The sequence below is a fragment of the Atlanticothrix silvestris CENA357 genome, assembly GCF_016056295.1.
In the GTDB taxonomy this organism is placed as follows: domain Bacteria; phylum Cyanobacteriota; class Cyanobacteriia; order Cyanobacteriales; family Nostocaceae; genus Atlanticothrix; species Atlanticothrix silvestris.
Map to the genome: position 1 here is coordinate 56,494 of NZ_JAECZB010000113.1, position 22,234 is coordinate 78,727.

At 41.0% G+C, this 22,234-nt stretch carries 18 protein-coding genes and 1 tRNA gene; 13 read left to right on the forward strand and 6 right to left on the reverse strand.

What is annotated here, in order from left to right:
• Window positions 1-21: 21 nt before the first annotated feature.
• Window positions 22-837, reverse strand: coding sequence for an ABC transporter ATP-binding protein (locus I8751_RS29175; RefSeq protein WP_214442559.1), 816 nt, complete (start codon window positions 835-837; stop codon window positions 22-24).
• Between the two features lie 914 nt (window positions 838-1,751).
• On the opposite strand from I8751_RS29175, the gene ygfZ reads away from it, so the two are divergent.
• Window positions 1,752-2,738 carry a CAF17-like 4Fe-4S cluster assembly/insertion protein YgfZ gene (gene ygfZ, locus I8751_RS29180; protein ID WP_214442560.1) on the forward strand — a complete coding sequence of 329 codons (987 nt, stop codon included), beginning with the start codon at window positions 1,752-1,754 and terminating at the stop codon, window positions 2,736-2,738.
• 105 nt (window positions 2,739-2,843) lie between these two features.
• On the forward strand, window positions 2,844-3,488 hold the full coding sequence (locus I8751_RS29185; RefSeq protein ID WP_214442561.1) for a DUF2996 domain-containing protein: 645 nt from the start codon (window positions 2,844-2,846) through the stop codon (window positions 3,486-3,488).
• Window positions 3,489-3,536: 48 nt separating this feature from the next.
• Here the strand turns inward: I8751_RS29185 and I8751_RS29190 are convergent, their stop codons facing one another.
• The 3 genes from I8751_RS29190 to I8751_RS29200 all read right to left on the reverse strand — a co-directional run bounded on the left by I8751_RS29190 (window position 3,537) and on the right by I8751_RS29200 (window position 4,733).
• A complete protein-coding gene (locus tag I8751_RS29190; protein ID WP_214442562.1) occupies window positions 3,537-3,806 on the reverse strand; it encodes a ParE family toxin-like protein in 270 nt (89 codons plus the stop codon).
• Window positions 3,803-4,021 carry a hypothetical protein gene (locus I8751_RS29195; RefSeq protein WP_214442563.1) on the reverse strand — a complete coding sequence of 73 codons (219 nt, stop codon included), beginning with the start codon at window positions 4,019-4,021 and terminating at the stop codon, window positions 3,803-3,805. The genes I8751_RS29190 and I8751_RS29195 overlap by 4 nt, the downstream gene beginning before the upstream one ends.
• Before the next feature lie 214 nt (window positions 4,022-4,235).
• On the reverse strand, window positions 4,236-4,733 hold the full coding sequence (locus tag I8751_RS29200) for a TM2 domain-containing protein (protein WP_214442564.1): 498 nt from the start codon (window positions 4,731-4,733) through the stop codon (window positions 4,236-4,238).
• Window positions 4,734-5,070: 337 nt separating this feature from the next.
• Between I8751_RS29200 and acsF the strand changes: the two genes are divergently transcribed.
• The 8 genes from acsF (at window position 5,071) to I8751_RS29240 (ending at window position 16,127) form a co-directional block, all read left to right on the forward strand.
• The gene (gene acsF / locus I8751_RS29205) at window positions 5,071-6,147 is read left to right on the forward strand and encodes a magnesium-protoporphyrin IX monomethyl ester (oxidative) cyclase (RefSeq protein ID WP_214442565.1); all 1,077 of its coding nucleotides are present in this window, start codon (window positions 5,071-5,073) and stop codon (window positions 6,145-6,147) included.
• 513 nt (window positions 6,148-6,660) lie between these two features.
• The gene (gene bchH, locus I8751_RS29210; protein ID WP_214442566.1) at window positions 6,661-10,440 is read left to right on the forward strand and encodes a magnesium chelatase subunit H; all 3,780 of its coding nucleotides are present in this window, start codon (window positions 6,661-6,663) and stop codon (window positions 10,438-10,440) included.
• Window positions 10,441-10,562: 122 nt separating this feature from the next.
• The gene (locus tag I8751_RS29215) at window positions 10,563-10,805 is read left to right on the forward strand and encodes a DUF2281 domain-containing protein (protein WP_214442567.1); all 243 of its coding nucleotides are present in this window, start codon (window positions 10,563-10,565) and stop codon (window positions 10,803-10,805) included.
• A gap of 2 nt (window positions 10,806-10,807) precedes the next feature.
• Entirely contained in the window at window positions 10,808-11,251 is a 444-nt protein-coding gene (locus I8751_RS29220; protein ID WP_214442568.1) for a type II toxin-antitoxin system VapC family toxin, read from the forward strand.
• A gap of 177 nt (window positions 11,252-11,428) precedes the next feature.
• Window positions 11,429-12,670, forward strand: coding sequence for a glycoside hydrolase family 10 protein (locus tag I8751_RS29225; RefSeq protein WP_214442569.1), 1,242 nt, complete (start codon window positions 11,429-11,431; stop codon window positions 12,668-12,670).
• Entirely contained in the window at window positions 12,670-13,239 is a 570-nt protein-coding gene (locus tag I8751_RS29230) for a hypothetical protein (protein WP_214442570.1), read from the forward strand. The genes I8751_RS29225 and I8751_RS29230 overlap by 1 nt, the downstream gene beginning before the upstream one ends.
• 494 nt (window positions 13,240-13,733) lie before the next feature.
• Window positions 13,734-15,995 (forward strand): PAS domain-containing sensor histidine kinase, encoded by a 2,262-nt coding sequence (locus I8751_RS29235; protein WP_214442571.1) that lies wholly within the window; start codon window positions 13,734-13,736, stop codon window positions 15,993-15,995.
• 60 nt (window positions 15,996-16,055) lie between these two features.
• Window positions 16,056-16,127, forward strand: a tRNA-Lys gene (locus I8751_RS29240).
• Window positions 16,128-16,307: 180 nt separating this feature from the next.
• Here the strand turns inward: I8751_RS29240 and I8751_RS29245 are convergent.
• Window positions 16,308-16,697 carry a type II toxin-antitoxin system VapC family toxin gene (locus tag I8751_RS29245; protein ID WP_214442572.1) on the reverse strand — a complete coding sequence of 130 codons (390 nt, stop codon included), beginning with the start codon at window positions 16,695-16,697 and terminating at the stop codon, window positions 16,308-16,310.
• Window positions 16,684-16,947: an AbrB/MazE/SpoVT family DNA-binding domain-containing protein gene (locus I8751_RS29250; protein WP_214442573.1), complete on the reverse strand. Its 264-nt coding sequence runs from the start codon at window positions 16,945-16,947 to the stop codon at window positions 16,684-16,686. Before I8751_RS29250 ends, I8751_RS29245 begins: the two co-directional genes overlap by 14 nt.
• A gap of 322 nt (window positions 16,948-17,269) precedes the next feature.
• Here I8751_RS29250 and I8751_RS29255 point away from each other — a divergent pair, with 322 nt between their 5' ends.
• The 3 genes from I8751_RS29255 to I8751_RS29265 all read left to right on the forward strand — a co-directional run.
• Complete coding sequence (locus tag I8751_RS29255; protein ID WP_214442574.1) at window positions 17,270-18,889, forward strand: AAA-like domain-containing protein; 1,620 nt, start codon at window positions 17,270-17,272, stop codon at window positions 18,887-18,889.
• Between the two features lie 62 nt (window positions 18,890-18,951).
• Entirely contained in the window at window positions 18,952-19,581 is a 630-nt protein-coding gene (locus I8751_RS29260; RefSeq protein ID WP_214442575.1) for a type I restriction enzyme HsdR N-terminal domain-containing protein, read from the forward strand.
• 215 nt (window positions 19,582-19,796) lie between these two features.
• A partial coding sequence (locus I8751_RS29265) for an AAA-like domain-containing protein (protein ID WP_225894504.1) occupies window positions 19,797-22,234 on the forward strand: 2,438 nt, incomplete at its 3' end.

A 22,234-nucleotide genomic window follows, 5' to 3' on the forward strand; every position in this document is an offset into this window, starting at 1 on the left:
GTATGTGGTTGTAGTAAAAGATTAAAGACTGCTCTTGCTCAAATGCAATTTCGACTTGTGGCAAGAAGGAACACACATTGGTGTACCGACTAAGGGATCACGAACAATGCGGCATTCCAAATTAAAAACTTCCCGCACCATTTCTTCTGTCATCACTTCTGCTGGCTCACCTTGAGCAAAAATCCTACCTTCTCGTACCATCAACAGGTAATCAGCATATCTACAAGCTTGGTTCAAGTCATGCAGAACCATGACAATTGTCCGCCCCTTAGTGCAATTCAACTCGTAGAGCAAATCTAATAACTCTACTTGGTGTGCTAAATCCAAAAAAGTGGTAGGTTCATCCAACAGCAAAATCTCTGTATCCTGTGCCAGCGCCATTGCCACCCAAGCCCGTTGTCGCTGTCCACCAGAGAGGGTGTCTAAGACTCGGTCTGCCAGGTTGATCATTCCCGTAATTTCTAGCGCTTCTTCTACAATCTGCTCATCCTCTTTTGACCATTGTTGCAACCAACTTTGGTAAGGATAGCGACCAAAAGCCACTAAATCTTTGACGGTTAAACCCTCCGGTGCTACAGGGCCTTGAGTGAGGATTCCTAGTTCTTTTGCTACTTCTTGTGCTGATAGTTTGTTTAAAGATTTACTGTCCAAATAAACCTTACCTGTTCGTGGCTTGATTAATCTTGCCAAACCCCGTAGTAGTGTAGATTTACCGCAGCCGTTAGAGCCAACCAAAACAGTAATTTTTCCGCTTGGTATGGTTACATGCAGATCATTGATAATAGACACATTATCGTATCCCAAAGACAAGTTTTTGGCTGACAGTTGTTTTTTCATTGCATTCTTTTTTAGTCATTGCTTACGGTTGCAGATTAACAATCACCACGTCCCACGAAAGCTAAGAAGTAAAATATTATTGCTGTTGTCCCAGACCTTAAAAAAGTAAATTCAAATTAATCCTCTATGGTCAGTAGAGGCTAGTTAGTTCCTTATTGTGAAGGTGAAAAAACTGATATTTATAATAATCTTTAAGATCACATCAATTGTTAATCTGCGTTCATATATCTGCTGTATCTGGTAGAGAGAAACAAAAATCATCGTTTTTTTTGTAGTTTGTCAAGCCTTAATGAAATTATCCAAGCATTAAAGATTCAACACCTCTTTTATGACAAATTGTTGACGGTGAATGATGCGATATCCAAAATGTAACTGTTTAATCGTCAAGGCGATCGCCACCATAATAAAGCTCAGTAGCGACTAGAGGATAACCCCACACCGCTAAACAGTTTGCTGATTTCCATCTACTGCCCCTATAAAAAGTAGTTGTTGCTTATCAGATGAAATAGATTCGCAACAAAACAGTAAAATAAAATAGAACTTATGTCAAGTAGGTAGATTTTTGGATTACGATAAATTACTATCAACGGAAATAAATTTTTGGTTGTTTTGAATTTTAATTACGGTTATTTGGCAATAGTTATAGAATTATTTATGACTTTATATTTACGTCTGATTACTTTAGCTGGAAAATTTAATAATAAAAACTCTCAATAAATTACTCGTCTTGTTTAAGACACCAGACGCGATAAATCGCCGTCTCTACAAAGGACTGATTATTGTCAAGCGAGAAAACTTTAGCTCTAAGCCAAGGATGCGTGCGATATCTCACCCCTAGGTCATTGAAGCTGCAAACCCTTATTTGCTAAGATTTTTCATGCGAAAACATTGAAACACAGCAACTCCTCATCACCATGCCAACATCTGGAATTGACGCTAAAGACGCAGCAGCCATCCAAGCAGCCAGAGAAGGGGTTGCTATATGCGATCGCTCATTCTGGGGACGAATCCGTGTTTCTAAAGATGACCGGATTCGGTTTTTACACAACCAAAGTACTAATGACTTCCAGAGCCTCAAACCAGGACAGGGCTGTGATACTGTCATGGTGACATCCACAGCCCGTACAATTGATTTAGTCACAGCCTATATTCTCGACGATGCAGTATTACTGCTGGTTTCACCTAATCGTTGTGAGTTTTTGATGCAATGGCTGGATCGTTATATTTTCTTTGCTGACAAGGTGCAATTAGCAGATGTTACCAACGAAACCGCAACCTTCAGCTTGATTGGGCCAGGAAGTGATGCTGTAGTAGAAAAGCTAGGTGCTGGAGCAATTATCGGTCAACCCTACGGTAATCATTTGTCAATCAATGAGGGGCTAATAGTTGCAGTGGGTAGCGGCTTAGCTTCTATGGGATATACCCTGATTTTGCCAGTTTCGCAAAAACAGCAGGTGTGGAACCAAATTTTAGAATTAGGGGCGCTAGAATTGAGCGATCGCGCTTGGGATACATTACGCATATTACAAGGTCGTCCAGCCCCAGATTTGGAACTTACAGACGATTACAATCCTCTAGAAGTTGGTCTATGGCAAACTATTTCTTTTACTAAAGGTTGCTACATCGGGCAAGAAACTATTGCTAGATTAAGCACATATAAAGGTGTAAAGCAATACCTCTGGGGTATTCGCCTCAATGCTCCCGCTGAAATAGGAAGTGCGATCGCTCTTGGAGATGAAAAAGTTGGCAAACTTACCAGCTACACTGAAACTGCCGATGGTTACTTTGGATTGGGTTATATTCGTAGCAAAGCTGGTGGCGTTGGTTTGAAAGTTAAAGTAGGAGAAACCGAAGGTGAAATAGTAGAAGTCCCATTTGTTTCTCACGAATATCCTAATTAGGACTTCACTAGCTATAGCTAAGCTCTCCTATGTCAAAATGAAGATAACTTACTACCTCAAGGTGAGCGATCGCTCTGAAAGCTAGATAAAGGATTGACCTGAGCAATGGCAGACCCAACCAATCATAATCAAGCGGGAGAGGTGGCTCCCAGCACTGTTGACAAACAGGCCCCCACTGTCGCCGAAGAAAACGCTCCTAGTACTGACGAATCAGTAGCAACAGATATCCCTACTGCCAACACGCCAGATCCCAAAGCAGCAAACCCGAAAGCTAACCCCAATGCTGCTAAACAAGAAAAACCCGCAGCAGCTGCTAAAGCTGCACCAGCAGGAGAAAAACCAGCCGCAGCTAAAGCAGCCAAAAAAGAGAAACCCCCCGCTGTTGAAGATAAGCCGTTTGTAGAGTTTGTGCAGCAAGATTATTTGCCAGCATTGGAAAAAGCGATCAAAGAGCAAGGGGTACAAGATTTACAGCTATCTTTTGCCAAGCAGAAACTTCCTGTTGCTGGCTTAGGATCAGCCGAAGAATGCTGGCAAGTAATAGGTAGTTGGCAAAATGGTTTGCGTCAGTTTAATGTCTATTTCCCTGATGAAGATATTTCTGGCAAAAAGGGCTTTTCTTGTAATGAAGGCAAAAGACCTAGCACTCTAGAGTCATTCCTCATTGATGAGCGCAAAATTACCCTTGACTTACTGGTATTTGGTTTACTCCAGCGTTTGAATGGTCAAAAGTGGCTGGGTAGAAATTAGTTAAGTTCGTCCAATCAGTAAATGACGGCTCCAGGAATGGGGTCGTTATTACAACTGAGATAGTAGCCTATTATACTCTGTATGCGACCCTACCCAAAACCAAATAACTGTATCTCCCTCTAACTGTCCAACTGCTCGATAGCTTTTGCTGACTCTAGCAGAATAAATAGGTAATTCTGGATGTACTTTTTTAAAACGTAAACTGGGATGGTTTGAGTCTTGTTTAAATTGGCGATATGCTTCGCAGGTTTGCTCTCGAACATTTTCAGGTAAACTACCAAAAGTTTGGCGAAACTGAGAAGTGATGCGAGAATTCACAATGTGTCTGGGTCTAACTGTTGAGTTTTACCTGCGCGATATTCAACCATTGCTTGGGCTGCTAGTAGAGCGAGTGTATCTGGAGAACGGGAAAAAGCTTCATCCCATCGCTGTTCATCTTCCAGTTCTTCTAAAATCATCGTAGCCATAGCATCTTGTTGACTAGCTGGTAAGCTTTTGAGTTTGATAATGGCTTGTTCGAGTAATTCGGTCATGGTGAATGATTATCCTCGATTACAAAAAATTTAGCGATCGCTCTTCTTCCTTGAAGCTACAATCATTTGCGTAGCTTCAAGACAATACCCAACTTGAGGCGACTGTTTGTAGCAACTGGTGTTTAAGACACGCCTACATTAGATAGCTTGACCGCAGAGTAAACCAACACCTCCAGCTACAGCGTTTGAATGGTCAAAAGTGGCTAAGTAGAAATTAGTTAAGTTCGTGGAAGTGGTAGGTGACGGCTCCAGTAATGGGGTCGTTATCTATTTTGACATAACCTGATTTCAGCATTTCCTTGAGTGCAGTTTCCACTTCCGCAAAGCTAGCTTTTGTTGCTTTCACCCCTTGAGTCACAGTCAGAGTACCACCTTTTTTTTCTGCTGCATCAATCAGTTCAACCATGAGTTGATTCCCTGTTGGGCGATGGACTTGAGAAGCCACAGCGAATTGATTCTGCGGTACACCAAAGGGAGATAAACCAGCTTTTATTCTCAGGTTGTTTTCATATTCCTCGACCATCCCAGGCATAATTACTAGATCGACAATTTGTCCGATGTACAACAAACCACCTGTACACAGCCACAATAAGCCTGTCCCGATTTTGCCATTATATAAACGGTGTAGTCCTCCTAAGCCAAAAAAACCGACTGCACATAATATATAAGAGATAAGAAGACGGTCTTTGTGCTGATTATTTTCAAGATTCATCTTTTTTTCAACCCTTTGGATTTGCTCTTATTGTGTAAGATGGTTTTCCTGGACTGATTTGTTTCAATGAAGTTAATCTCATGCTTTCAAGCCAGAGAATAGAAACATGGCGTATCTTTTTGACTTTAGCTGACTACCAATTTGCAATTTTCAATTTCGGAAACTTGGAAGTATTGTTGCAACTCTTAACGTTTTAGCTACTAGTTTCCAACCTGCGCCTTGGTAGACTGAACTTTATACAAATCAATTATTGCCGTCTGCTGCGCCTTGTGAGAGCATTACCTTTGGCTTTCTGATGTACTCAAGATAATAATAAAGACAAAAGAGCAATTAAGACATGGTAGATTCCCTCAAAAAACCAGGCTTTGAAGAAATACGGCCAGGAATTAAAGTCCCGGCACGAGAAACCCTATTAACACCCCGGTTTTATACTACCGATTTTGATGAAATGGCGCGGATGGACATTTCCGTCAACGAAGACGAGCTAATAGCCATCCTAGAAGAGTTTCGTGTTGACTACAACCGCCATCACTTTGTTCGAGATGCCGAGTTTGAACAATCTTGGGATCATATTGATGGGGAAACTCGCAAATTATTCGTAGAATTTCTAGAACGCTCTTGTACAGCAGAATTCTCAGGGTTTTTGTTGTACAAAGAACTCGGCCGCCGTTTAAAAGACAAAAGCCCCCTTGTGGCAGAGTGCTTCAACTTGATGTCACGGGATGAAGCCCGTCATGCTGGCTTTTTGAACAAAGCGCTGTCAGACTTCAATCTCTCCCTAGATTTAGGGTTTTTGACCAAGAGTCGCAGCTATACCTTCTTTAAACCAAAATTTATCTTCTACGCTACTTATCTTTCTGAAAAGATTGGTTATTGGCGGTATATCACCATTTATCGTCATCTAGAAGCACATCCTGAAGACAGAGTTTATCCAATTTTCCGGTTCTTTGAGAACTGGTGTCAGGATGAAAATCGTCACGGAGATTTCTTTGATGCGATCATGAAATCCCAACCACAAATGCTGAATGATTGGAAAGCTAGACTGTGGAGTCGCTTCTTTTTGTTGTCAGTATTTGCCACAATGTATCTCAATGACATCCAACGCAAAGACTTTTATGCCTGTCTTGGATTAGATGCACGAGAGTACGACATTCATGTAATCAAGAAGACAAATGAAACCGCAGGCAGAGTCTTCCCACTGATGTTGGATGTAGATAATCCAGAATTTTATCAGCGGTTGGATATTTGTATCCAGAATAACGAAAAATTGAGTGCGATCGCTAACTCCAACACTCCCAAATTCCTGCAATTCTTCCAAAAGCTACCAATTTATGCATCTCACGGCTGGCAACTTCTACGGCTGTACTTGATGAAACCGATTGATGCTGTTCCTGCTCAAGGTGCAGCTCGCTAGGTTATAAAATTTGTGCAAAAGTTGAAGTGGTTCTGTTATTTACAGAACCACTTTTTTTAGGTGACTCATAATAAAATCTCTTGCTTTTCCTCAGCGCCCTCAGCGACTCTGCGGTTTAAAATTAATTTATTTAACCACAGAGACCCAGAGGGGACACTTGCGTGGGCGGGTTTCCCGACTTGAGGAGGCAGTGCGTTGGGCGGGTTCCCCGACTTGTAGCAACTGCCGTCAAAGTGTCCGTGACACAGAGTAAGGAGTTTAAAGAAGCATTTAATTGATTAACATTTTTACTCACCCTGACTACGAACACTTATCACTTATGGCCAAAAAAAGACCCCCGGTAGCAAGCCGAGGGATTCTGCAAGTCGGTATTGTCGCATAAAGACATTCGCGAATCTCACCATACCAAGCCGAAAATTATAAAAGTTGCCAAATTGCCAAGATAAATATTCAGCCATCAAACCAAAAGCACGTTTAAGATCTAGGTAAAGAAATACTTCGTAGCTTACGTGCATGAAACGCATCGTCTTGATTGCTGGCTTTGAATCGTTTAACGCTGACTTGTATCGAAAAGCAGCCGAGTTGGCTAATTCTCGCTGTCCTGATTTAGATATTCGGGTATTTAGCGATCGCAATATTACCACCAACCGCCAGGAAGTAGAAGCAGCACTCAAAGACGCTGACGTGTTTTTTGGTAGCTTACTATTTGATTATGACCAAGTTGTGTGGTTGCGCGATCGCATTGCCCAAACTCCCATCCGCCTCGTGTTTGAGTCAGCTTTGGAATTGATGAGTTTAACTAAACTGGGTGACTTTGCCATTGGCGATAAACCCAAAGGAATGCCCAAACCAGTTAAATTCATCCTCGATAAATTTAGCAACGGACGAGAAGAAGATAAACTTGCTGGTTATATTAGTTTCTTAAAAATCGGCCCTAAACTACTAAAATTTGTCCCAGTCCAAAAAGTCCAAGACTTACGCAACTGGTTAATTATCTATGGTTATTGGAATGCTGGCGGTTCAGAAAACGTCGCTTCATTATTCTGGATACTGGCAGAAAAATACCTGGGGTTAAAAGTTGGCGATATTCCCCCACCAGTGGAAACCCCAAATATAGGATTACTGCATCCCGATTATCAAGGTTTTTTTGAATCGCCTCGCAAATACCTAGAATGGCATCAAACCTCTTGTAGAGACGCGATTAATCGCGTCTCTACAAAACCCATTGTTGGGATTCTCCTATACCGTAAACATGTCATCACCAAACAACCTTACATTCCCCAAATGATTCGCCGTTTTGAAGCAGCGGGTTTGATACCTTTGCCAATTTTCATCAACGGTGTCGAAGGACATGTAGCGGTACGAGATTGGATGACAACAGACTACGAAATTCAGCAACGACAAATAGGTAACATTGAGACTCCCTCACTATCTAGTGAAGCAGTGAAGGTGGATGCGATCGTTTCCACAATTGGTTTTCCTCTCGTCGGTGGCCCGGCTGGTTCGATGGAAGCAGGACGACAGATAGAGGTAGCAAAGCGTATCCTGACTGCGAAGAATGTACCCTACATAGTTGCTGCACCACTATTAATTCAAGATATTTACTCGTGGACACGCCAAGGTATCGGCGGATTACAAAGTGTAGTGTTGTATGCGTTACCAGAATTAGATGGGGCAATTGATACCATTCCCCTTGGTGGTTTAGTTGGGGAAAAAATTTATCTGGTTCCCGAACGAGTACAGCGATTAATTAATAGGGTAAAAAGTTGGGTGGCTTTGCGACAAAAACCTGCATCGGAACGCAAAATTGCCATTATTTTGTATGGGTTCCCTCCTGGTTATGGTGCTGTAGGGACGGCTGCGTTATTGAATGTACCACGCAGTCTTTTGAAGTTTCTGCACGCACTCAAAGACCAAGGCTACACCGTAGGAGACTTACCTGATGATGGCGAAGAATTGATTCGCTGGGTAAAAGAAGCAGATGAAGAGATTATAACCGCCGATAAACGCGGCAGTGCGTTGGGCGGCTTTGCCGACTTGAAGCAACTGCCGGGATTAACGCAGATGGATATCGGCGTACATCGGCGTACATCGGCGGTTAATACTGTTAACGCCCGTACATTAGAAAAATGGTTGGGATATCTCCAAACTTACCGTGTCGAGAAACAATGGAAATCTCTCACAGGAACTGGTATTAAAACTTATGGTGATGAATTTCAAATTGGTGGTATTCAGTTAGGAAATGTGTGGATTGGTGTACAACCACCTTTGGGAATCCAAGGCGACCCGATGCGGTTAATGTTTGAACGCGATTTAACTCCCCATCCCCAATATGCAGCTTTTTACAAATGGCTACAAAATGAATTAGCTGCTGATGCTGTAGTTCATTTTGGAATGCATGGCACTGTAGAATGGTTGCCTGGATCTCCTTTGGGAAATACTGGTTATTCTTGGTCTGATATTTTGTTAGGAGATTTGCCTAATTTATATATATATGCGGCAAATAATCCTTCTGAGTCGATGTTGGCAAAACGTCGTGGTTATGGTGTGTTAATTTCTCACAATGTACCGCCCTATGGTCGTGCGGGTTTATATAAAGAATTAGTGGCGTTGCGAGATTTAATCTCGGAGTATCGAGAAGATCCACAAAAGAATTATGTGCTGAAGGAAAGTATTTGTAAAAAGATTTTAGATACGGGTTTGGAAGCAGATTGTCCTTTTGAGGATGCTAAAAGATTGGGCATTTCTTTTACTCCAGAAAATGTCAGGATGTTTAGTAATCATGCTTTTGATGATTATTTGGTGAAGTTGTACGAATATTTGCAAGTTCTGGAAAATCGGTTGTTTTCTTCGGGGTTGCATACTTTGGGGGAAGCACCGAATGAGGAGGAGTTAGCTGCGTATTTGGAGGCTTATTTTGGAGGGGAGGGGAAAGGAAACGAACCGCCAAGATGCCAAGAACGCCAAGATGAGGAAGGGCTAATTACAGATTTGTTGATGCAATCTACGGATGAGTTAAGGAATTTGTTAAGGGGTTTGAATGGGGAGTATATTCCGCCTGCGCCTGGTGGTGATTTGTTAAGGGATGGTGCTGGGGTTTTGCCTACGGGAAGAAATATTCATGCTTTAGATCCTTATCGAATGCCTTCGCCTGCGGCTTATGAACGAGGACGGGAAATTGCTCAAAAAATTATTACCCAGCATTTAGCAGAATGTGGTAAGTATCCGGAAACTGTGGCGGTGTTGTTATGGGGTTTGGATGCAATTAAAACTAAGGGCGAATCTTTAGGGATTCTTTTGGAGTTGGTGGGGGCTGAACCTGTAAAGGAGGGAACTGGTAGAATTGTTCGTTATGAGTTGAAGCCATTGGCGGAGGTAAGACATCCCCGGATTGATGTGTTGGGTAATTTATCGGGAATTTTCCGGGATAGTTTTGTCAATATTATTGAATTGTTGGATGATTTGTTTCAACGGGCGGCTGATGCTGATGAGTCGGAAGAAGAGAATTTTATTCGGAAACACGCTTTGGCTTTAAAAGCAGAAGGTGTAGAAAATGTCTCTGCAAGATTGTTCTCTAATCCGGCTGGTGATTTTGGTTCTTTGGTGAATGATAAGGTTGTGGATGGTAATTGGGAGTCTGGTGAAGAGTTAGGCAATACTTGGCAAAGTCGTAATGTGTTTAGCTATGGTAGAGAAGATAAAGGCCAAGCTAGACCAGAAGTTTTAAATACATTATTAAAAACTAGCGATCGCATTGTTCAAGAAATCGATTCGGTAGAATATGGTTTAACCGATATTCAGGAATATTATGCCAATACTGGTGGGTTGAAAAAAGCCGCAGAAAAACAAGGCGGAAAAAAGGTAACTACTAGTTTTGTCGAAAGTTTCTCGAAAGACACTACACCCCGCAATTTGGATGATTTGCTGCGGATGGAGTATCGTACTAAGTTAGTCAATCCCAAATGGGCGCAAGCAATGGCCAATCAAGGTTCTGGTGGTGCGTTTGAAATTTCCCAACGGATGACGGCGTTGATTGGTTGGGGTGGTACTGCCGATTTTCAAGATGATTGGGTATATGACCAAGCCGCTGCTACTTATGCCTTAGATGCAGAGATGGCGGAGAAATTACGTAAGGCAAATCCTGAAGCTTTTCGCAATATTGTTGGCAGAATGTTAGAGGCGCACGGACGCGGTTTCTGGCAAACAGATACGGAAAAGTTAAATCAATTGCGCCAGTTGTATGAGTTGACGGATGAAGAATTAGAAGGGGTAACTGAAGCAATTAAAAATTAAAAATTTCGTAAATTATAAGCAATTTTTAATTGATTACTTGAGGATGTAGAACAATTATTTTTCAACATGAAAAATAAACAAAGAGGGGAAAGGCATAAAGAAGGAATGATTAGAGGTAAAAAATGACTAGCAAAGAATTATTAATCCAAGAAATAGAAACTTTACCACCAGAGTTGTTAACAGAAGTACTTAATCTCATCCGAGAAATCAAAATAAGTCATACAACAGCAAAACAATCAAATACAAACAACTCACGTGGTTCTACAGCTGAAGATTTACTAGAGTTTGCAGGAACTTGGTCAGGTGATGATATCAGAGAATGTCTTCAGCTTGTTCATGATACTCGTATGCCACTGGAATTTTAAGAATGTATTTGCTTGACACAAATCATTGCACTTTTTTGATAGAAGGTGAACCAAAAGTTGTCAATCACTTTCGGGAACTAGGTCAGGTTACACTCGCCACTAGTGCTATTGTCGCAGGTGAACTCAGATTCATGGCACAAAATTCACAACAAAAAACTGCAAATCTCATAAAAATTCGTGCATTTCTCAACCGAATTGATATTTATCCAATTGATAATGAAACAGCAGAAATTTACGGAGATTTTAAGTCGGAAATTATTAAAAGATTTGCAGCCAAAGAAAAGAGTAAACGCCAAACAATTAAATTACAAGAAATTGGCATAGGTGAAAATGACCTGTGGATTGCTGCTACAGCTTTACGCCATTCATTAATTCTCGTTACATCAGATAGTGATTTTCAAAGAATGCGTCAAGTTAGGGAATTTTCTGTAGAAAGTTGGATTTGATTATTGAGAACTAATAATATTCACAGATGAGTTACAATCCACAAAATTAATTATTTTTCAAATAAAAACAGATGTATTTACCTGAAACTGTATGATGGATATCTTTACAGAAAACGGATAAATGCTAATTTATCTTGTAGTTATAAATAGTCCTCCGAAACAAAGTCAAATCCACACATGAATTCGTTGATTAAGAGTGGTTTTATTTACTTACTTTGCTTGGACTTAATATTATGCTTGGTAGCATTTTCAGTCCCTTCATTTTCAGATTATGACCAACAAACAAAACCACCAACTACAACAGAAATCCGTGGTGTTTGGCTCACCAATGTTGCCAGTGGTGTACTATTTGTACCTTGGGGAATTGACCGCGCTTTAAACCAACTCTCGGCACTCAACTTTAATACAGTTTATCCTGTAGTTTGGAATCGAGGGGAAACATTTTACAAAAGCGCTGTAGCCCAATCTGTTATAGGTTCTGATGCCCAACCTGTTCTGACATTAATACATGGTGGACAGGATGTTTTAGCAAAGATAGTGAAACTTGCTAAACCTAAAGGTTTAAGTGTTATTCCCTGGTTTGAATATGGTTTTATGACACCAGCTAATTCAGAATTAGCTAGACGTTATCCTGATTGGCTGACAAATGGGCAACAAGGTGTAAAATCTGTCCAAGAAACTCCACCGGAAGAAGCTGATAACGGTTCAACGAATAAGCAAGCTTGGCTGAATCCTTTGCATCCAGAAGTTCAAAAATTTATCTTAGGAATGATTGTAGAAGTCGTCAAAAATTACGATGTCGAAGGTGTTCAATTGGATGACCATTTTGGGATGCCCGTACAGTTTGGTTACGACCCTTTCACTATCGACCTCTATCGGCAAGAACATCAAGGCAAAAGTCCTCCTAGTAATCAATTTAACTCCGAGTGGATGCGTTGGCGAGCCAACAAAATTACTGATTTCATGGCAGAAATCTATCAAGCTGTGAAAGCAGTGAAACCCAAAGCCAAAATTTCTTTGTCTCCTAATTCTCATGCTTTTGCCTACAAATATTATCTGCAAGACTGGGAAAGTTGGGTAAAAAAAGGTTTGGTAGATGAATTAATTTTGCAGGTTTATCGCAATAATAAAAACAGTTTTATTGCTGATTTGGAAAAACCAGCAGTAGAATTGGCTCGTACTCAAATTCCTGTAGCCATAGGTATCTCAACGGGAACATTGCGAAATCCTGTGGAAATTGCCCAAGTTAGAGAACAAGTTCAGATAGTGCGCGATCGCTCTTTTGTTGGCATCTCTTTTTTTTATTGGGAAAGTCTCTGGGGTTACATCGCACCTGAATCACCCCGACAGAGGCGCAGCGTTTTTCAGGAAATGTTTACAGACAAAGCTGCTAGACCTTCACGACCCAAGAAAATTTGATGTCATTAGTCTCTGCTAAAACTGAATTAAGATTTACACTGCTGTGGGTTGTCGCTACTTGTGGCGGTTTTTTGCTGAGTTTGTGCTTAATTGAAATCGGTGAAAAACCAGATATGGGAGTAGCACAAGCATTCCTAGGCGGATTAGCAATTGCACTTCCTCAAAGTTTAATTCTCAGACACACCATTTCTGCTGTAAAGTGGATTTTATCGACACTGTTAGCTTGGATTGCGATCAGTGCTATGGGTATGGGCGCGATCGGTTGGGTTATACCCAGTACTCAATTTCTCCCTTCCAGAATCCTGAGTGGGGCAATTCATGTCTCAATTGGCGGCTTTGGAATTGGCTTTGCTCAATGGTTAGCTATTCGTCAACCATTCCCTTGGGCTTGGCAATGGATCTTAGTTAGTTCGGCAAGTTGGGCTATAGCAATACCCGTAGGTTCTATTGTTGGTAGTATTTTGCACGATCTCACGCGCTTATTTTTAGGTGAAGTCGTAGGCTTAGCTATCACTTGGCTTGTGGTTGCTATCCTGACAGGAATCAACGCTTACAGATTGTTCCAGTAAGTTCCTCTTTTCCACTTTGGGAAAATACGTAAATCTTTCTCTGTTTAAAACCTAAATTAGCAAAAAAGCATTTATTAGCTGCTTATTAGCTGTTATTGTCTTCTGTAAAGAAATGTTTGACGAGCAACTCTAAATACATGTTTTTATTTTTCCTTAGTTATGAAACTTTGTTTTTATTAAGAAATGTATCATTTACTAAATAAAATACTTGGAATTTAGTTAAATATATGCAACAATTCTATAATTTATTAATAAAAAATGTCAGCACGCTTGTGCTAACTTATTAATGCCTTTTAACCTTGAAAAAGTAGGTTTTGTATAAGCTTACTGCTATTAACTTTCTAATATTTCTAGTTTAGAAGTAGAGAAAGATATTAAGTATCATAAGCAAAGGCTAAAAATGCTTTGCTATGGGCGCTATAGAGAATTTTTACCAGCAAAATCACCAAAGAGAGCGCCTAAAAGATTCGGAAATAGCAGATAGGGACTCTCACATGAATCTAAATCCAACTGAATCAACTTTAAAGTTGAAACAACAATCAAATCCTCACATTCTCTTTGGCACGGAATTAAACGAAAACAGTAGTAGCGAACAATTTCTACTGAGTATGTATGATTCTGTGCAGGCATCTATATTTGTAGTAGATGTTCTAGAAGATGGGGATTTTCGATATGTAGCACTGAATCCTACTCATGAGCAATGGTTAGGTATAAGTTCAGAGAATCTCCGGGGGAAAAAACCAGAAGATATCCTCTCACCCGTCGATGCTGCAAAGGTGCGTCAGCATTATGGTGATTGCGTGCTATTTGGGAAAACAATTTCTTACGAACAATGCTTGCAATTCCAAGGAGTTCCGACTTGGTGGAGTACGACTCTGACACCACTGCGGGATGCTAACTCTAGAATTTATCGATTAATTGGCACTAGTAGTAATATTACTCCCGCCAAACAGGTAGCACAAGTTAGGGGCATTCAAGCTGAACGAGAAAAACTTTTAGAAGCGATCGCCCTTCGTATTAGTGAATCCTTAGATTTAAACACAACTCTCCATCAGACCGTCAAAGAACTGCGGCAGTGTTTAAATTGCGATCGCATCATGGTTTACCATATTCAGCCAAATGGAAGTGGCACAATCATCGCCGAAGCAACTGTCACCGTTGATACTTCGCTTTTGGGTAAGAACTTTCGAGATCCTAGTTTCAGTACTAAATATAAAGAACGCCACGGACGAGGTTGTATTCAAATTGTCGAAGATATTTATGCCGCGGGATTAGATCCTGAGCAAATAGATTTTCTCGTCTCTTTGCAAGTCAGAGCCAATCTGGTCGTGCCAATTTTATTACAGCAAAATTTATGGGGGCTATTAATTGCTCAGTATTGCGATCAACCCCATCAATGGCAGCAAATAGAAATTGATCTGCTCAAGCAACTCGCAACCCAAATTAGCATTGCTGTCCAGCAGGCAGAACTGCATCAGCAAATACAGCATCTGGACACTCAACTCAAGTTGCAAACTCAACAGCATCAAGTCCAATTACAACAGGCGCACAACTTTCAAGCATTAGTGCGACGCATTACCGAACAAATCCGCGACAATCAAAATGAAACTCAAGTACTGCAAACAGCTACTAAAGAATTAGTACAGTTACTAAAACTTGAGTCTTGCTATATCGAACTTTACAGCCCCTGCCTTACTAGCACCAAGGTTGCCTACGAGCATACAATTAACCTACCCCCATCCCAAGGTCTTACCAAACGAATTGCCGATTTTTGGGAAGTTTATCAACCACTGTTAGAAAAACAACATCGGCAATCTGTAGAGATTGTTTCTCAATGGCATCCCAAACTACTTGTGATCACACAGCTAGCTTGTCCCATCTTTGACGAACAAGGGATTTTGGGAAATCTTTGGCTCCTGCGACCAACCCAAGAGATGTTTGATAAATTTGAAATCGAGCTAGTGCAGCAGCTAGCCAATGAATGTGCGATCGCGATTCGCCAAGCACAACTTTATCAAGCTACCCAGGCGCAACTAGGAGAATTAGAAAAACGAGAACGCCTCAAAAATGAATTTCTCAGAACTCTATCCCACGAGTTGCGGACACCCATAACTAGCATTAGCCTGGCCGCCCAAACTCTAGAAAGTGTACTTACACCAGAAGGAGTATTAAATATAGAAATAGTACCGCAACTATTACAAATTCTGCATAACGAATGTGGACGAGAAAGCAAATTAATTAATGATTTACTCACACTCACATATTTAGAAGCCGAACCAGAACCCCCAACATTGATTGCCATTGAGCTACAAACTTGGCTTCCCCCCATTGTTGAGTCTTTTAGAGACATCACTAGTTGTCAGCAACAACAATTAAAGCTGACGATTGATCCTGCGCTTCCATCTATAGAAACAGATATCACAGACTTAGAACGAATTGTTACTGAACTTTTGAGTCACACTGGTAAATATACCCCTGCGGGGGAATCAATTACAGTCTCTGCTCACCTTGGCGTAGATGGAGTGCAGCTGAGTATCATTAATTCTGGATTAGAAATTCCTTCTCATGAACTGTCACGGATTTTCGAGCCATTCTATCGTCTTTCCAAAAATGATCCCTGGAAATATAGTGGCACAGGATTAGAAATGGCATTAGTGCAGAAAATGGTGAGACACTTAAGTGGTTCTATTTGTGTAGAAAGTGCAAACGGTCAAACTACATTCATAGTTGAATTTCCCAAAACGACTGCACTATGAATTATTCCCCAGCCAACGCTAGTAAAACCGCCAGAAATTTGCTAGTATTACCTTCTGTGCGGGTGACTAGCTCAACGGTAGAGCAGTAGACTCTTAATCTATTGGTTCTGAGTTCGAATCTCAGGTCACCCACTCTTTAAAGATTTTTATATACTGCCGCTTTAAATAGGTTTTCTGATCAATTGCGATCGCACAATCGAAACTTGTCATAACTGGCGATGCGATCGCTCTTACTGTATTAATGTAAGGTTAAGGGTGGAGTGATCGCCTAAGCATAGCCTTTATAGGCTGGCTTTTTTTGGTGAGTCCTTATTAAGGTAATTTGACTTCACAGGTAGTTAGTCCCTTAGCTTTTTTCAGGAATTTATCATCAAAAGTGTAAAATTCTGCTTGATTTTGACTTTCGGCTAAATGAAATGCATCAGCAAAATCTAAACCCGATTCATGCCATTGCAGTGCTTGGAAAACTAGACTAGCATTACTCAGATGAACATTTGGCAAACCAAAAAGCTTTCTTAAGGCTGTACATATTTCAACAGATTTAAACTTATAAGCAAACCTTAATACCCACTCAGTTTCTAGAACGACAGTATTTGCTATGAAAATATTTTTGTTTTGAAAAATTTCTAGGCTCTTTCTATACTGTAATTCATCATCTTGGGTCAATAAACGTACAATTATATTAGTATCAACTCCCACCATGCCATGATTCCTCTACATCTTGACGGATGGCATCATTCATATCTTCTAAAGATTTTGGTGTGCCTTGATATTTTAAGCAGCCAGCAACATCATTTAAGGTGGTTTCTGCAAAGGGTTTCTTGGGTTTGAGAAGAATCCCATCACCCATATTAGTTGCTATTAATTCCTGTCCAATTTCCCAGCCTGAAACTTTTAGCAATTCTTCAGGAATAATTACTTGTCCTTCACTGGATACTTTTGTTATTTCCATATATTGCGGAAATTTGATGATTAGAAAATCAAGATTTGTTTGTACAGTATTTTTAATTTTACATTTGTCATTCTTCCACTGCATTTAGTGCCTTGAGAGTAGCAATTTTGGCTGAAGTTAAACCCTCAACATAGTTTGCATATCGTCTGCGATCGCACAATCGAAACTTGTCATAACTGGCGATGCGATCACTCTTACTATATCAATGTAAAGCGATCGCTCAATCAGCCATTTCTCCGTAACCCAGCATATTTTTGGAATATTGGCTGTAGTACACTACTTTTAGGTAAAAAGCTTGGGTTAATCTACTTTTATTTCCTCTGTGAAAAAAATACTGATTTTATCAGCCAATCCTACGAATACCAGTCCACTGCGCTTAGATAAAGAAGTACGGGAAATTCAGGCAGGATTGGAACGGGCTAAAAACCGAGATCAGTTTGAAATTATTTCCAAATGGGCGGTGCGTCCTGAAGACTTGCGTCGGGCACTTTTAGATTATGAGCCTCGAATTGTCCATTTTGCGGGGCATGGCGCTGGTGACGAGGGTTTAGTCTTAGAAAATGATGCTGGGGAATGGCGGCTGGTGAGTACAGAGGCGCTAGCTAATCTATTTGGGTTATGTAAAGACAAAATTGAATGTGTGTTATTAAACGCCTGTTATAGCGAGGTGCAAGCTGAATCGATTTATCAACACATTGATTGTGTGATAGGCATGAATCAAAAAATTGGGGATGTGGCTGCAATAGAATTTGCTATTGGGTTTTATGATGCTCTGGGTGCTAATAGATCTTATGAAGATGCTTACAAGTTTGGCTGTAATGCCATTGACCTCAAAAGCATTCCTGAATCTTCTACACCAGTTCTTAAAAGTCGAAATTATCAAGGTGCGACAACTCTGACAACGCCAGCAGTAGTCCTAGAAAATCCCGAAGGACAAGTACCTTTAGAATCTGCATTTTACATCAAGCGATCGCCTGTTGAAATCGACTGCTATGAAGAAGTTCTTAGAGATGGGGCTTTAATTCGGATTAAAGCACCCAGACAGATGGGTAAAAGCTCATTAATGTCAAGAATTCTAGATTATGGCAGCAAGCAAGGCTATAAGTCTGCATATTTAGATTTTCAATCAGCCGATGCGGAATTTCTCAGCAGCTTGGATATGTTTTTGCAGTGGTTCTGCGCCAGTGTCACCGATAGCTTGGGTTTACCAGAAAAGCTAGGCGACTTTTGGAAAGGGGTTTTGGGAAGTAAAAACAAGTGTACAAATTACTTCCAGCGGTATTTGCTCAAAGAGATAGACACGCCTATTGCCTTGGGTTTAGATGAAGTGGATGAAATTTTTAAGCATCCCACAATTGCGACTGATTTTTTTGGCTTACTGCGTGCTTGGCATGAACGTGCTAAAAATGACCCAGATTGGCAAAAACTCAAATTGGTGATTGTCCATTCTAAAGAAGTGTACATTCCCCTCAATATCAATCAGTCGCCCTTTAATGTGGGTTTACCTGTGGAATTACCAGAGTTAAATCAACAACAGGTGCAAGATTTAGTGCAGCGTCATGGATTAACTTGGTCTAATTCCCAAGTGCAACAGTTAATTATGCTTGTGGGTGGACATCCTTATTTAGTGAGGATGGCACTTTATCAAATTGCGCGGGAAAGGACAACTTTAGACAAGTTAGAACATGTCGCACCCACAGAAGCAGGCCCCTATAATGACCATTTACGCCGCCATTTATTGAATTTGCAGGAGGATGAACAATTATTAGCAGCACTGAAACAAGTAGTTATAGCTGATGCAGCGGTAGATGTGGGAACAACAGCAGCGTTTAAACTCCGCAGTATGGGGTTAGTCAAATTTCAAGGAAATAAGGTGATGCCTTTATGTAATTTATACCGGAAATACTTTTGCGATCGCTTGGGTTGGAGTAAAAGTTCGTAGTCAGAACTTTAGTTCTTATTCTGATCTATTTTCAATTACCATTCGACTAAAAGGTCTAAAAAATGGTTCAAGTTACTCAGGGAAAAGATATCACCCTAGCCCAACTCATTGATGAATTTGGGCTACAACTTGCAGAAGATAAACAATTTTTTTCAGAATGGCAGCAAGATTTACCAAATTTAAGTGAATCAGAAAAAGAATTACTCAACGAAGTTAAAGCAGAATATTTACACTTATCGAAATATCCAGTTTTAGAACCTGTAGTCAAGATGGTGGTGTTATCGCCACTATTGCGTTTAGCAGGTTTTTATCAACCGCCTTTTTACATCGCCTCAGAACAAGAGGTGGAAATTTGGTCAGAAGATGAAGGCACAATTGTTCGAGGACGGATTGATGTTTTAGTATTTCATCCCCCGTTTTGGGTACTGGTAATTGAAGCCAAAAGAGCGCAATATTCTTTAGAAGTAGCTATCCCTCAAGCTTTGGCTTATATGCTGGGTAATTCTGACACTGGGAAACCAACATTTGGTTTTGTCACCAATGGTCGAGAATTTCAATTTATTAAGTTGATGAAACAGGATATACCAAGATATGCCGTATCTTACACACTTTCTCTAAACCGTGAGGAAGATATTTATACTGTGGTTAAAGTTTTAAAACACTTAGCTAATTTAACCCGTAGGTTGGGTTAAGCGATAGCGCAACCCAACAAAATCTCGCGGATGTTGGGTTTCGTTCCTCAACCCAACCTACACCATGAATTTACTGTGTACAACATTTCTTAAACCTAACCCCCAGCCCCTTCCCTACAAAGGAAGGGGAGCAAGAATCAAAGCCTCTCTCCTTTTAGGGGAGAGGTTTGGAGAGGGGTTTCTCAAACCTAACCCCCATACCCTTACACCCATTTATGACCCAGTATCAGTATCAAGTCGGGGGTAGTCTACCCGCAAATGCGCCAACTTATGTTAAACGGCAAGCTGATGATGATTTGTATGCTGGCTTGAAGGCTGGGGAATTTTGTTATGTTCTCAACTCCCGCCAGATGGGGAAATCTAGCTTGCGGGTACGGGTGATGCAACGGTTGCAAAATGAAGGGTTTGCTTGTGCGGCTATTGATATTACCGCTATTGGGACGGCAGAAATTACGCCGGAACAATGGTATGCCGGGGTGATTGATACATTGGTGGGATATTTTAATCTTTATAGTGATTTTGATTTAGAAACTTGGTGGAGTGAGAACGGTTTACTTTCACCAGTGCAGCATTTTAGTAAGTTTATTGAAACGGTTTTACTAAAAAAAATCACAGCAAATATTGTTATTTTTATCGACGAAATTGATAGCGTTTTGAGTCTTGATTTTAATTTAGATGATTTTTTTGCAGTAATTCGTGATTGTTATAACCGACGGGCTGATAAACATGAATATAATCGCATCACTTTTGCGTTGATTGGGGTGTCTACGCCTTCGGATTTGATTCAAGATAAAAAACGCACACCTTTTAATATTGGACGGGCAATTGATTTAACTGGTTTTCAGTTAGATGAAGCGAAACCTTTGGCGCGGGGTTTGGCAACGCTGGGAAATCCTCAAGAATTGATGGCAGCGGTATTGGTGTGGACGGGTGGACAGCCATTCTTAACCCAGAAAGTTTGTAATTTGTTACTTGTAGAGACGCGATTCATCGCGTCTCCCACTCATGCAGATGACCAACCATCCCCAATTGAGAGGTTGGTGGAAGAGGTTGTAAGAAGGCGGATTATTGAAAATTGGGAAGGACAAGATGAGCCGGAACATTTAAAGACGATTCGAGACAGAATCATGAAAAGTGGGGAGCAGCGCACTGGGCGGCTTTTGGGGTTGTGTCAGCAAATTGTGCAGCAGGGTGAGATTGTAGCTGATGATAGTGATGACCAAATGGCGCTGCGGTTGACTGGGTTGGTGGTAAAGCGGGATGGGAAGTTGCGAATTTATAACCGCATCTATGCAGAGGTGTTTAAGTGGGAATGGTCTGAAAATCTTTTAGCTAGGTTGCGTCCTTATTCTGATGCTTTTAATGCTTGGGTGGCTGCTGATTTTCAAGATGAATCGCGGTTGTTGCGAGGAAAAGCATTACAAGAAGCTTTGGTTTGGCGAATTGGGAAAGGTTTAACTGATGTCGATGACCGATTTTTGGATGCTAGTCAGGAATTAGAAAAGCGTGATTTGCAAAAAAGCCTGGAAGCAGAGGAACAAGCAAAGCAAGTTTTAGCAGAGGCGAATCACAAAGCTAAAAGGCAGATTCGCAGTGGTTCTGTGCTGCTGGGTTGTGCTGTAGTGGGGGCAGTTACATTGTTTATAATTGCTCAATACAGTCTTGAGTTATCTAAAAATGCTAATGCAGCGAAGGAAACAGCCACAAAAGAAGCGAATGCTGCTAAGGAAGATTTAAAAAAAGCTCAAGCAGCAACGAAAGTTACGAAGACAGAAAAAGAACAGATATTAAAACAAAAATCTTTAGCAGAAAAGAATTTAAAGATTGCTGAGAACAGTGTCAAACTGGCACAGCAAACATTAGATAAAGCTAATGTACAGTACCAACAAGCACGGACACAGGCACAACAAGCAATTTCACAACAGAAGGCAGCACAAAAACAAGCCCTAACTGCTCAACAGCAGCGTGCAGCAGCAGAAAAGCAGCGTCAAAAGGCCATTGCAGGTTTAGAGATAGCAGAAAGAGAACGTGAAACGGCTCAGATAGGTACGCAACTGGAACAAGAAGGAACAAATGCACTGCGGGAGTTTAGAACTTTTAGAGAAATTGAAGGATTGTTGTTAGCCGTGCAGAGTGGGGAAAAACTCAAAACTTTAGTCAAGGATAAAAAATCTTTAGCAGATTATCCGGCTTATAGCCCTTTGTTTAGTTTGCAGAGTATTTTGCTAGATATTCGGGAAATAAATCGCCTAGAAGGTCATAGCAATTGGGCCATTAGTGTGGTGTTCAGCCCCGACGGCAAAACCTTAGCCTCCGCCAGTGATGACAAGACAATTAAACTGTGGGATCGGGACACAGGTAAACTGATTTCCACCCTAAAAGGTCATGGCGAATCGGTCATTAGTGTGGTGTTCAGCCCGGACGGCAAAACCCTAGCCTCTGCTAGTTTTGACAAGACCATCAAACTATGGGATCGGGACACAGGTAAAGTTATCTCTACCCTAGAAGGTCATGGCGCTCCGGTCTATAGTGTGGTGTTCAGCCCGGACGGCAAAACCCTAGCCTCTGCTAGTCGTGACAACACCATCAAACTGTGGAATCGGGACACAGGTAAAGTTATCTCTACCCTAGAAGGTCATGGCGCTCCGGTCTA

Bases quoted from the DNA above. Each gene is read 5' to 3' on its own strand.
- I8751_RS29175 (WP_214442559.1), bottom strand. From the start codon at position 837: ATGAAAAAACAACTGTCAGCCAAAAACTTGTCTTTGGGATACGATAAT.
- ygfZ (WP_214442560.1), top strand. From the start codon at position 1,752: ATGCCAACATCTGGAATTGACGCTAAAGACGCAGCAGCCATCCAAGCA.
- I8751_RS29185 (WP_214442561.1), top strand. From the start codon at position 2,844: ATGGCAGACCCAACCAATCATAATCAAGCGGGAGAGGTGGCTCCCAGC.
- I8751_RS29195 (WP_214442563.1), bottom strand. From the start codon at position 4,021: ATGACCGAATTACTCGAACAAGCCATTATCAAACTCAAAAGCTTACCA.
- I8751_RS29200 (WP_214442564.1), bottom strand. From the start codon at position 4,733: ATGAATCTTGAAAATAATCAGCACAAAGACCGTCTTCTTATCTCTTAT.
- acsF (WP_214442565.1), top strand. From the start codon at position 5,071: ATGGTAGATTCCCTCAAAAAACCAGGCTTTGAAGAAATACGGCCAGGA.
- bchH (WP_214442566.1), top strand. From the start codon at position 6,661: ATGAAACGCATCGTCTTGATTGCTGGCTTTGAATCGTTTAACGCTGAC.
- I8751_RS29215 (WP_214442567.1), top strand. From the start codon at position 10,563: ATGACTAGCAAAGAATTATTAATCCAAGAAATAGAAACTTTACCACCA.
- I8751_RS29220 (WP_214442568.1), top strand. From the start codon at position 10,808: ATGTATTTGCTTGACACAAATCATTGCACTTTTTTGATAGAAGGTGAA.
- I8751_RS29225 (WP_214442569.1), top strand. From the start codon at position 11,429: ATGAATTCGTTGATTAAGAGTGGTTTTATTTACTTACTTTGCTTGGAC.
- I8751_RS29230 (WP_214442570.1), top strand. From the start codon at position 12,670: ATGTCATTAGTCTCTGCTAAAACTGAATTAAGATTTACACTGCTGTGG.
- I8751_RS29235 (WP_214442571.1), top strand. From the start codon at position 13,734: ATGAATCTAAATCCAACTGAATCAACTTTAAAGTTGAAACAACAATCA.
- I8751_RS29245 (WP_214442572.1), bottom strand. From the start codon at position 16,697: ATGGTGGGAGTTGATACTAATATAATTGTACGTTTATTGACCCAAGAT.
- I8751_RS29250 (WP_214442573.1), bottom strand. From the start codon at position 16,947: ATGGAAATAACAAAAGTATCCAGTGAAGGACAAGTAATTATTCCTGAA.
- I8751_RS29260 (WP_214442575.1), top strand. From the start codon at position 18,952: ATGGTTCAAGTTACTCAGGGAAAAGATATCACCCTAGCCCAACTCATT.